The following is an 11,365-nucleotide window of genomic DNA, read 5'->3' as shown; positions in this document are numbered from 1 at the left end:
TTATCTACCGAAGCCCAACATTGTACAACGTTGTTTGCTGCGATGGAATGAATTGTAGCGCAGTTCTTGAAGGGTTCAGGAAAAACGCCACAATTTTTTCAAACTCAATGCTTGACCGCAGTTTCGGACGGCTTGGCATCGGTGGCCGCAACGGCTGCCACCGGTTCCTCGGCCAGGGGCTCTGGCACATGCTCCAGCGCCACCTTGAGCACCTGATCGATCCACTTGACGGGCACGATCTCCAGACCGCTCTTCACGTTGTCCGGAATCTCCTGAAGATCCTTGACGTTCTCCTCGGGGATCAGCACGGTCTTGATGCCGCCGCGCAGGGCCGCCAGCAGCTTTTCCTTGAGGCCGCCGATGGCCGTCACTTCGCCACGCAGGGTGATCTCGCCCGTCATGGCCACATCGGCTCGCACGGGAATGCCCGTCAGAGCGGAGACGAAGGCCGTCGTCATGGCGGCACCGGCGCTCGGGCCGTCCTTGGGCGTCGCGCCATCGGGCACGTGCACGTGGATGTCCTTCTTCTCGAAGGCCTCGTCCTTGATGCCCAGCAGACGCGCACGGCTGCGCACCACGGTACGGGCGGCCTCCACCGACTCCTTCATCACGTCGCCCAGCGAACCGGTGCGCGTGATCACACCCTTGCCGGGCATGGTGGCGGCTTCGATGGTCAGCAGATCGCCGCCCACCTCGGTCCAGGCCAGGCCCACGACCTGACCGACCTGGTTGTTGCGTTCGGCATGGCCGTAGCTGTACTTGCGCACCCCCAGGTATTCGTTGAGATTCTCGGCGGAAACCACGACCTTGGGCTGGAGCTTGCCCAGCTGCAGACCCTTGACCACCTTGCGGCAGATCTTGGAGAGTTCGCGCTCCAGAGAGCGCACGCCGGCTTCACGCGTGTAGTAGCGCACGATGTCGCGGATGGCCGACTCGGTGACTTCCAGCTCGCCGTCGCGCACGCCGTTGTTGGTGATCTGCTTGGGCAGCAGATAGCGCATCGCGATATTGGCCTTCTCGTCTTCGGTGTAGCCCGAGAGGCGGATCACTTCCATGCGGTCCAGCAGGGCCGAAGGAATGTTCATCGAGTTCGACGTGGCCACGAACATCACGTCGGACAGGTCGAAGTCCACCTCGACGTAGTGGTCGCCGAAGGTATGGTTCTGCTCGGGATCCAGCACCTCCAGCAAGGCACTGGACGGGTCGCCGCGAAAATCCATGCCCAGCTTGTCGATCTCGTCGAGCAGGAACAGCGGGTTGCGGGTGCCGACCTTCTCCAGGCTCTGCAGCACCTTGCCCGGCATGGCACCGATATAGGTGCGGCGGTGGCCGCGAATCTCGGCCTCGTCGCGCATGCCGCCCAGCGCCATGCGCACGTACTTGCGACCGGTGGCCTTGGCGATGGACTGGCCCAGCGAGGTCTTGCCCACGCCCGGAGGACCGACCAGGCACAGGATCGGCGCCTTGACCTTGTCCACGCGCTGCTGCACGGCAAGATATTCGAGAATGCGGTCCTTGACCTTTTCCAGACCGAAGTGGTCCTCGTTGAGCACAGCCTCGGCATTGGCCAGGTCGTGCTTGATCTTGGTCTTCTTGCTCCAGGGCAGGCCGGTGAGCACGTCGATGTAGTTGCGCACCACCGTGGCCTCGGCCGACATGGGCGACATCAGCTTGAGCTTCTTGAGCTCGGCTTCGGCCTTCTTGCGCGCCTCGGCCGGCATGCGGGCCGACTTGATCTTCTTTTCGATCTCCTCGATGTCGGCCCCGTCCTCGCCTTCGCCCAGTTCCTTCTGGATGGCCTTGACCTGCTCGTTCAGGTAGAAGTCGCGCTGGTTCTTTTCCATCTGGCGCTTGACGCGGCCGCGGATGCGCTTGTCGACGTTGAGGATGTCCACCTCGCGGTCGAGCTGCTCGAACAGGTTCTCGAGGCGCTCCTTGATGTCCACCAGGTCGAGCACGGCCTGCTTGTTCTCGAGCTTGAGCGGCAGGTGCGCGGCAATCGTGTCCGCCAGTCGTCCGGCATCGTCGATGCTGGCGATCGAGGTCAGGATTTCCTGCGGAATCTTCTTGTTGAGCTTGACGTACTGGTCGAACTGCTGCGTCACGGCGCGGCGCAGGGCTTCGATCTCGCTGGGCTTGCTGGCCTCTTCGTCAGGCTCCACAGGCACCACGGACGAGGTGAAGTGCGACTCCTCGTCGTTCACGTTCTTGACCAGGGCACGCTGCTGGCCTTCCACCAGCACCTTCACGGTGCCGTCGGGCAGCTTGAGCATCTGCAGGATGGTGGAGACGCACCCCACATCGAACATGTCTTCGGCGGCCGGCTCATCCTTGGAAGCGGTCTTCTGCGCCACCAGCATGATGCGGCGATCCCCTTCCATGGCCAGCTCCAAAGCCTTGATGCTCTTGGCGCGACCCACGAACAGCGGAATCACCATGTGCGGGAACACCACCACATCGCGCAGCGGCAGCAGTGGCAGGTCTAGCGGTGTGGAAGGCAAAGGGGTTTGTCCAGACATAGGTATCCTCGGTTTCTTTGCGGAAGATGGTCCGCCTACCGGTGTATTTCAACCCTGAGACAGAAATTGTTTTTCCCGCCTCAGGGATATGGGCCTTTGAAGGCCTGCAAGGCACGATGCCGGCCGCCTATTGCGTCCGGCGCCGCACTGCCTGTCTCCATCAGGCTTTTTTTGCAGCTTCCCGGTAAACCAGCAACGGGGCCTTGCCGTCCTCGATGGTGGCTTCCTCCACCACGACTTTTTCCACGTTCTCCGCATTGGGCAGCTCGAACATGGTACCAATCAGGGATTGCTCCAGGATGGAGCGCAGGCCGCGAGCACCGGTCTTGCGCGCCAGCGCCTTGCGGGCAATCGCCTTGAGGGCCGCGGGGCGGATCTCCAGCTCCACGCCTTCCATGGCCAGCAGCTTGCTGTACTGCTTGACCAGCGCATTCTTGGGTTCGGTCAGGATCTGCACCAGCGCGTCCTCGCCCAGTTCGGCAAGCGCCGTCACCACAGGCATGCGGCCCACCAGCTCGGGAATGATGCCGAACTTGATCAGGTCTTCGGGCTCGATCTCCTGGAACACTTCCGAGATCGAACGCTGCTTCTTGCTTTTGACCGCAGCGCCGAAACCGATGCCCGAGGCCTCGGTACGGTTTTCGATCACCTTTTCCAGGCCCGCGAATGCGCCACCGCAGATGAACAGGATGTTGGTCGTGTCGATCTGCAGGAAGTCCTGGTTCGGGTGCTTGCGCCCGCCCTGGGGCGGCACGCTGGCCATGGTGCCTTCGATGAGCTTGAGCAGGGCCTGCTGCACGCCTTCGCCCGAGACATCGCGCGTGATGCTGGGGTTGTCGGACTTGCGCGAAATCTTGTCGATCTCGTCGATGTAGACGATGCCGCGCTGCGCGCGCTCCACGTCGTACTCGCAGCTTTGCAGCAGCTTCTGGATGATGTTCTCGACGTCCTCGCCCACATAGCCGGCTTCGGTCAGCGTGGTCGCATCGGCCATCACAAAGGGCACGTTGAGCTGGCGTGCCAGCGTCTGGGCCAGCAGCGTCTTGCCGGAGCCCGTGGGGCCGATCAGCAGGATATTGCTCTTTGCCAGCTCCACTTCGTCCTTGCCGGCCTTGTCCTTGTAGCGCAGGCGCTTGTAGTGGTTGTAGACCGCCACGGCCAGCGTGCGCTTGGCCTGCTCCTGGCCGATCACGTAGTTATCGAGATTGGTCTTGATTTCGGCAGGTGTGGGCAGATCGCTGCGGCCTTCCTTGGCATCTGCGGCCGGCTGTTCGTCGCGAATGATCTCATTGCACAAGTCAATGCATTCGTCGCAGATGAAAACGGATGGACCTGCAATCAGCTTCTTGACCTCATGCTGGCTTTTGCCACAGAAGGTGCAATACAGATTCTTTTCGGTGGAAGAGCCTTTTTTATCGGCCATGGGGGCAGTGCCTCGTTGCAAAAAAACGAAAAAAGATGATAACCAAAGACAAAGCGGCGTTTCCCTTCAAGGGCAAACGCCGCCATTGACCGCATCAGGGTCATAGAGCGTATTCACGGCCAGGACAGAGCCGGCCTGACGGCCGGCCCTGCTCAGGCACGCTTGCTGATGACCTGGTCAACCAGACCGTAGTCCTTGGCTTCCTCTGCCGACAGGAAATAGTCGCGCTCGGTATCGTGCCGGATCTTCTCCAGGGGCTGGCCTGTGCGCTCGGCCAGGATCTTGTTCAGGCGCTCGCGCGTCTTGAGGATCTCGCGGGCGTGGATCTCGATCTCGGTGGCCTGGCCACGCGCACCGCCCAGCGGCTGGTGGATCATGACCTGGGCATTGGGCAACGCATAGCGCTTGCCCTTGGCACCGGCAGCCAGCAGGAAGGCGCCCATGCTGGCAGCCATGCCCGTGCACAGCGTCGAGACGTCCGGCTTGATGAAGTTCATGGTGTCGAAGATCGCCATGCCTGCCGACACGCTGCCACCGGGGGAGTTGATGTAGAAGGAAATATCCTTGTCGGGATTTTCGCTTTCGAGGAACAGCAGCTGGGCAACCACCAGGTTGGCCGTCTGGTCGTTCACTTCCCCGACCAGGAAAATCACGCGCTCCTTGAGCAGGCGCGAGTAAATGTCGTAGGAGCGCTCGCCGCGACCCGACTGTTCAATGACCATGGGCACCATGCCCAGACCCAACGTTTCCAATGCGCTCATATCTTCTCCAGTGCTATGCGCCTACTGTAGCCGCAATCCAGAACGTATTCACGATCTTCTCGACGCTGCGCCAGCAACTTCGCGGGATGGGATGCCAGGCGTGGCTCGCAGCCACTAGCTCGCTATTGGCAAGATTCGCAACACCGCAGACCACCCGCAAAGGCGCTACTCCTAAGGGTCGGGGTGAAACCGGACGGTTTCTTCGCGCTCACCCCGATTGCATCCCAACGCAGCAGCGACAAGATCGTAAACACGTTCCAAACGAAAATGGGGCTTGCGCGTAAAAGCACAAGCCCCGCCCGTCATGTCTTGTTCACCTGCCGCCAGGCGGCAGGCGCGACAGGGTCCAAGCTATCAGGCCTGGCCCATCAGTTCGTCGAAGGACACGGCCTTGTCGGTCACCTTGGCCTTGCCCAGCACGAAGTCGGTCACGTTGTTTTCGATCACGACGGCTTCCACCTCGGCCAGGCGGTTGCGGTCACCGAAGTACCAGCGCACCACGTCCTCGGGCTTCTCATAGCTGGAGGCCAGCTCTTCCACATGGGCCTTGATCTGCTCGGGCGTGGCCTGCAGGTTGTTGGTCTTGACCAGCTCGGCCACGACCAGGCCCAGGCGCACGCGGCGCTCGGCTTGGGGCAGGAAGATGTCTTCGGGGATCTCGGCCTGGGCGGCGTCCTTGATGCCGCGCTGATGCAGTTCGGCACGGGCGCCTTCCAGCAGGCGGGCCACTTCGGCCTGAACCGAAGCCTTGGGCAGTTCCAGCTCGGCCTTGGACACCAGGGCGTCCATCACGGCCTGCTTGTTGCGGCCCTGGACGCGGAACTTGACTTCGCGCTCCAGGTTCTTCTTGATGTCTTCGCGCAGGGCTTCTACAGAGCCGCCTTCCACGCCCAGGGTCTTCACGAACTCTTCGTTGACTTCGGGCAGCTGGGGCGCTTCGACCTTCTTGACCGTCACCAGGAAGTCGGCGGTCTTGCCGGCCACGTCCTTGCCGTGGTAGTCAGCGGGGAAAGCCAGGGGGAAGGTCTTGGATTCGCCTGCCTTCATGCCGCGCACGGCGTCTTCGAACTCCTTGAGCATCTGGCCTTCGCCGACCAGGAACTGGAAATCTTCGGCCTTGCCGCCGGCAAAGGGTTCGCCGTCGATCTTGCCTTCGAAGTCCACGGTCACGCGGTCGCCGTCCACGGCAGCCTCGGCTGCTGCACGCTCGGTGAAAGTGCGGCGCTGCTTGCGCAGGATGTCCACGGTCTTGTCGATGGCGGCATCGTCCACTTCGGCGGTCAGCTTCTCGACTTCGGCCGTTGCCAGATCGCCGATCTTGACTTCGGGCATCACTTCGAACACGGCGTCGAACTGGGCTTCGCCCTCGGGCGCGCCTTCCTTCTCGGTGATCTTGGGCTGGCCGGCCACGCGCAGGTTGGCTTCGTTCACGGCGGCGGCAAACGCTTCGCCCACCTTGTCGTTCAGCACTTCGTACTGGACGGAATAGCCGTAGCGCTGAGCCACCACGCTCATGGGCACCTTGCCGGGACGGAAGCCGTCCATCTTCACGGTGCGGGCCACCTTCTTGAGGCGGGCATCGACTTCGGACTGGATGGAGGACAGGGGCACGCTCAGCGTGATCTTGCGCTCGAGCTTTTCAAGAGTTTCGACGTTAACGGCCATGATTTTTCCTATGAGGGATGTGGACCGTGCAGGCTGCTGCTGCAACCCGCACCGTAATTGCGCAAAGTCACGGTGCGCACAGACAAAGAATCTTGCGAACTGCGGCACCTTAGATTTTCCGGAGCCTGCATCCGGCGGCTGTGGCGTCTGGCGCCAGGCGGTCGTGAATGGATACAGGCGAAGCCGACCATTATAACGAGGCGCCAACCGCCCCTATCCCGAGCCCGCAACCGGGTTTGCCCGCAAGGGGCCAGGTGGTGCTGGCAATGCCTTGCCCCTTCACGCGCCGGAACCGTGCATGGCCAGACATGAAAAAAGCCCGTATCTTTCAGGGGATACGGGCTGGGTCGCCGTGGCGGGAATTTCTTGGTGCGCGGAGCCGGACTCGAACCGGCACGGTGTTGCCACCGTCAGGACCTAAACCTGGTGCGTCTACCAATTTCGCCACCCGCGCGGTCCAGCAGAGAGCGCAAAAATGCGTCTACTGCGGTCAAGATGCAGATTCTAGCCGCAATTTTTTACCTCTCTGGCCAATCTGCCTCTAGGCATTCTCGCGTTTGATGCGAAAGACTGCGGCATACATGGCCGGCAGCGCCAGCAGCGTCAGCGCGGTGGCGACGATCAGACCGCCCATGATGGCCACGGCCATGGGGCCCCAGAACACGCTGCGCGACAGCGGGATCATGGCCAGCACGGCGGCCGCGGCCGTGAGCACGATGGGACGCAGGCGGTGCACGGCCGCCTCGACGATCGCATCCCAGGCCGCCAGGCCCTGGGCCCGGCCGGCTTCGATCTGGTCGATGAGGATCACCGAGTTGCGCTGGATCATGCCCATCAGTGCCACCACGCCCAGCAGGGCCACGAAGCCGAACGGGCGCCCCAGCAGCAGCAAGGCTGCCGCCACGCCGGGAATGCCCAGCGGCCCGGTGATGAACACCAGCAGCGAGCGGCTCACGCTGCGCAGCTGCAGCATGAGCAGCGTGAAGACAATGAACAGCAGCACCGGCACGCCGGCCACGATGGCGCCCGATCCCTTGGAGCTTTCCTCCACCGCGCCGGCTACCTCGATGCGGTAGCCCGTGTCGCCGGCCGCATGCCATGCGGACTCGATCTCGCGCAGCCTCGGCAGCAGTTCGTTGGTGACGGTGGCGCCCTGCAAGCCTTCGCGCACGTCGCCCTGCACGGTGATGGCGAAGTCGCGCTTTTCGCGCCACATCACGCCGGGCTCCCAGGCCATGGCCGGCTTGGCGATCTGCGTGAGCGGAATGGACTGGCCCGTGCCCGTGGTGACATAGGTGTTGGCGATGTCGGAAATCATGTCGCGCTCGTTGCCGGGCGGCCGCATGACGATGTCGATCAGCTTGTCGCCCTCGCGGTACTGGCCCACGGTGGTGCCGCTGAAATTCATGCTGGTCGCATCGGCGATGGACTTGCTGGTCACGCCCAGGGCACGGGCCTTGTCCTGGTCGATCTGCAGGCGCACCACCTTGATGGACTCGTTCCAGTTGTCGTTGACGCCGCGCATGTCGGCGTTTTCCATCATGACCTTCTTGACCTCGTCCGCATAGGTGCGCAGCTTGGCGGGGTCGCTGCCCATCACCCGGAACTGCACCGGATACGGCACCGGCGGCCCGTTGGGCAGCAGCTTGACGCGGGCGCGCACCTCGGGGAACTCTTCGGCCATGAGCGCCGGCAGCAGCTTGCGCAGCGTCTCGCGCTCGGGCAGGCTCTTGGCGACCAGGATGAACTGCGAGACATTGTTCTGCGGAAACACCTGGTCCAGCGGCAGATAGAAACGCGGCACACCCGAGCCAATCCATTCGCTGACCGATTCCACGCCGTCCAGCCGCATGAAGCGCTGCTCGACGCGGCGCGTCACCGCCTCGTTGGCCTGCAGCGCCGTGCCTTCGGGGAACCAGATGTCCACCAGCACCTCGGGGCGGCTGGAGTCCGGGAAGAACTGCTGCTGCACCTTGCCCATGCCCGCCAGTCCCAGCACGAACACCAGTACCGTGGCGGCGATGGTGAGCCAGCGGTGCTGCACGCACCAGTCCACCATGCGGCGGAAGCGGTTGTAGAACGGGCTGTCGAACACTTCATGCTCGCCGGCCGCGGTGTTGATGCAGGCGTCCTCGGCCCGGACCTCGCCCGACGCCACCTCGGGCGGCAGGGTGGCCGCATGGGGCGGGCGCTTGAGCAGCAGCAGGCCCAGATAGGGCACGAAGTACACCGAGGCGAACCAGCTGAGCACCAGCGCGATCACCGTCACCGCGAAGATGGCAAAGGTGTACTCGCCCGTCATGGACTTGGCCATGCCGATGGGCAGAAAGCCGGCGGCCGTGATCAGCGTGCCGGTCAGCATGGGCTTGGCCGTGATCTCGTAGGCAAAGGTGGCCGCGCGGTATTTCTCGTAGCCCTCTTCCATCTTGCGCACCATCATCTCCACGGAAATGATGGCATCGTCCACCAGCAGGCCCAGGGCGATGATGAGCGAGCCCAGCGAGACCTTGTGCAGGCCGATATTCCAGTACCACATGGCCAGGAAGGTGGCCGCCAGCACCAGCGGAATCGTGATGCCCACCACCAGGCCCGGGCGCGGATCGATGTACCAGCGCCTGTACCAGGGCTGCCGCCCTTCGCGCTTGTGAAAGCCCAGGCTGATGAAGCTGACGGCCAGCACCACGACCACGGCCTCGATCAGCACGTGCACGAACTCGCCCACGGAATCGGCCACGGCCTTGGGCTGGTCCTGCATATTGGTCAGCGTCACGCCGGCCGGCAGGCTCTTGCCGATCTGGGCCGAAGCCTCATGCAGGGCCTTGCCCAGGCGGATGATGTCCCCGCCCTTGATCATGGAAACGCCCAGCGCGATGGCGTTCTGCCCCTGGAAGCGCACCTTCACATTGGCCGGATCGGCATAGCCGCGCACGATGGTGGCGATATCGCCCAGCCGCAGCATGCTGCCCGAGGGGCCGCGTATCGGCATGGCGCGCAGCTGCTCCATGTCGGCGAACTGGCCGTTCACCCGCAGCTGCAGCGTGTCCTGCGGGGCCTGGACCACACCCGCGCTGGCCACGGCGTTCTGCTGGTTGAGCTGGTCCAGCACCTGGTTGAGATTGAGCCCCAGCTGCGACAGGCGCTGGGGCGAGATCTCCACGTACACCTTCTCGTCCTGCACGCCGAACAGGTCCACCTTGGCCACGTCGGGCACGCGCAGCAGGCGCTGGCGCACGTCGTCGGCCATGGTCTTGAGCTCCGCATAGCTGAAGCCGTCGGCCTGCAGCGCGTAGATCACGCCATAGACGTCGCCGAAATCGTCGTTGAAGAACGGCCCCTGCACGCCCTGCGGCAAGGTGTAGCGCATGTCGCCCACCTTCTTGCGCACCGTGTACCACAGCTGCGGCACCTGCCCCGGCGGGGAGTTGTCCTTGAGCTGGAAGATGACCTGCGACTCTCCGGGCTTGGAGTAGCTGCTGATCTTGTCCGCGTACGGCACCTCCTGCAGCGTGCGCTCTATCTTGTCCGTCACCTGCTGGGCCATCTGCTCGGCCGTGGCACCCGGCCAGTAGGAGCGGATCACCATGGCGCGGAAAGTGAACGGCGGATCCTCGTCCTGCCCCAGCTGGAAATAGGCCGCAAAGCCCAGCACCATGATCACGACCATGAAATAGCGCGTCAGCGCCACATGGTCCAGCGCCCAGCGCGAAAGATTGAAATGCGCCCCCGGCGCAGCCTTGCGCGGCGCGCTCACCGGCTGCCCTCCGCGGCCTTCACCCCGCCAGCCCCTACGGTTTCAGGAGCATCAGGCGCATGCCCTTCCTTGGTTTGTGCAGGGTTCTTTGCATATTTGTCGCGGTAGACCGTGACCTTCTGCCCCGGCGTGAGCACATGCACGCCGGTCGCCACCACCTGCATGCCGGGCGCCAGGCCCGACGCGATCACGGCCTCGTTGCCGTCGGCCGTGGCAATCTGCACGGGCTGCAGCCTGACGGTGCTGCTGGCCGCATCGAACACCCATACCGCCGTGCCCTGGCCGCCACCCCCTTCCTGGCGCAAGGCCGTGGTCGGCAGCTTGATGGCTGCCTGGCCGGCAGCATTCATGCCCTGCGGCTGGGCGCGGATGGTCGCACCCAGCGGCAAGGCCGCCTGCCCCGGCAGCGCCACCTTGACCTGGTAGGTGCGCGTGGCCGGATCGGCACTGGCAGCCACCTCGCGCACCTGGCCCTCCAGCGGCGGCTGTTCGCCGGCCCAGGGCGTGATGCGCACGCCCTGGCCGATCCGGACGGCCGCGCGCTTGTCCTCGGGCACGCTGAACACGGCATCGCGCGCGCCGTCCTGGGCAATGCCCATGACCGGCGTGCCCGCAGCCACCACCTGGCCGGGCTCGGCATTGACGCTGGTGACGATGCCGTCCGCATCGGCCACCAGCAGCGTGTAGTTTTCCTGGTTGGACTGGGCGGCCAGCTGGGCCTTGGCCTGGTCCAGCGTGGCCTGGGCGGCCTTGAGGCTGGCTTCGCGGCGCTCCATCTCGGCCGCGCTGATGAAGTTCTGGGCGCGCAGCGCGCCAAAGCGCTTGACATCGGCCGCCGCCAGATCGCGCTGCGTGGTGGCCGAAGCCACCTGGGCGCGCGCCGCATCGGCGCTGAGCTGGTAGTCGCGCGCATCCAGGCGCGCCAGCACCTGGCCGGCCTTCACATGCTGGCCCGGCTCCACCTCGCGCTTGACGATCTTGCCCGCGACACGAAAGCCCAGGCGCGACTCCACGCGGGCGCGCACATCGCCCGAATATTCGAGCTGCGACTGGATCTGCCCTTCGCCCACCGTGAGCAGCTTGACCGAGCGCACCGGCTCGGGCGCAGCCTCCTTGCTGGAGCAGGCCGACAGCAGCACGGCGGCGGCCACTGCAGACAGGGCGCCAGCATGCAGAACGCGGGAGCGCAGGCCCTTCTTCGCGAGGGGCAGGCGGAAAATGAGAGGGTTGGTTGAAGCCATGGCGC

The 11,365-nt window shown here is 64.1% G+C and carries 6 protein-coding genes and 1 tRNA gene; all 7 read right to left on the bottom strand.

The window, feature by feature from the left end; translation table 11 throughout:
* Nucleotides 1–104: 104 nt before the first annotated feature.
* The 7 genes from lon to Cte04_RS20770 all read right to left on the bottom strand — a co-directional run bounded on the left by lon (nucleotide 105) and on the right by Cte04_RS20770 (nucleotide 11,360).
* A complete protein-coding gene (gene lon, locus Cte04_RS20800; protein WP_066483695.1) occupies nucleotides 105–2,519 on the bottom strand; it encodes an endopeptidase La in 2,415 nt (804 codons plus the stop codon).
* Nucleotides 2,520–2,679: 160 nt separating this feature from the next.
* A complete protein-coding gene (gene clpX, locus Cte04_RS20795; protein WP_066483690.1) occupies nucleotides 2,680–3,942 on the bottom strand; it encodes an ATP-dependent Clp protease ATP-binding subunit ClpX in 1,263 nt (420 codons plus the stop codon).
* Between the two features lie 152 nt (nucleotides 3,943–4,094).
* Nucleotides 4,095–4,703 carry an ATP-dependent Clp endopeptidase proteolytic subunit ClpP gene (clpP, locus tag Cte04_RS20790; RefSeq protein ID WP_066483688.1) on the bottom strand — a complete coding sequence of 203 codons (609 nt, stop codon included), beginning with the start codon at nucleotides 4,701–4,703 and terminating at the stop codon, nucleotides 4,095–4,097.
* Between the two features lie 354 nt (nucleotides 4,704–5,057).
* Nucleotides 5,058–6,368: a trigger factor gene (gene tig / locus Cte04_RS20785; RefSeq protein ID WP_066483686.1), complete on the bottom strand. Its 1,311-nt coding sequence runs from the start codon at nucleotides 6,366–6,368 to the stop codon at nucleotides 5,058–5,060.
* A gap of 367 nt (nucleotides 6,369–6,735) precedes the next feature.
* A tRNA-Leu gene (locus tag Cte04_RS20780) sits at nucleotides 6,736–6,822 on the bottom strand.
* 87 nt (nucleotides 6,823–6,909) lie between these two features.
* The gene (locus Cte04_RS20775; RefSeq protein WP_066483684.1) at nucleotides 6,910–10,119 is read right to left on the bottom strand and encodes an efflux RND transporter permease subunit; all 3,210 of its coding nucleotides are present in this window, start codon (nucleotides 10,117–10,119) and stop codon (nucleotides 6,910–6,912) included.
* Nucleotides 10,116–11,360 carry an efflux RND transporter periplasmic adaptor subunit gene (locus Cte04_RS20770; protein WP_157082217.1) on the bottom strand — a complete coding sequence of 415 codons (1,245 nt, stop codon included), beginning with the start codon at nucleotides 11,358–11,360 and terminating at the stop codon, nucleotides 10,116–10,118. Before Cte04_RS20770 ends, Cte04_RS20775 begins: the two co-directional genes overlap by 4 nt.
* Between the last annotated feature and the right edge of the window lie 5 nt (nucleotides 11,361–11,365).

Origin of the sequence: Comamonas terrae (assembly GCF_001544075.1) — a bacterium.
GTDB lineage: Bacteria > Pseudomonadota > Gammaproteobacteria > Burkholderiales > Burkholderiaceae_C > Comamonas > Comamonas terrae.
The sequence above is the reverse complement of the archived record's forward strand: the minus strand, read 5'-3'. Positions and strand labels throughout refer to the sequence as shown.

Excerpts from the sequence above, each read along its gene's own strand:
- lon (WP_066483695.1), bottom strand. The coding sequence starts at position 2,519 with ATGTCTGGACAAACCCCTTTGCCTTCCACACCGCTAGACCTGCCACTG.
- clpX (WP_066483690.1), bottom strand. The coding sequence starts at position 3,942 with ATGGCCGATAAAAAAGGCTCTTCCACCGAAAAGAATCTGTATTGCACC.
- clpP (WP_066483688.1), bottom strand. The coding sequence starts at position 4,703 with ATGAGCGCATTGGAAACGTTGGGTCTGGGCATGGTGCCCATGGTCATT.
- tig (WP_066483686.1), bottom strand. The coding sequence starts at position 6,368 with ATGGCCGTTAACGTCGAAACTCTTGAAAAGCTCGAGCGCAAGATCACG.
- Cte04_RS20770 (WP_157082217.1), bottom strand. The coding sequence starts at position 11,360 with ATGGCTTCAACCAACCCTCTCATTTTCCGCCTGCCCCTCGCGAAGAAG.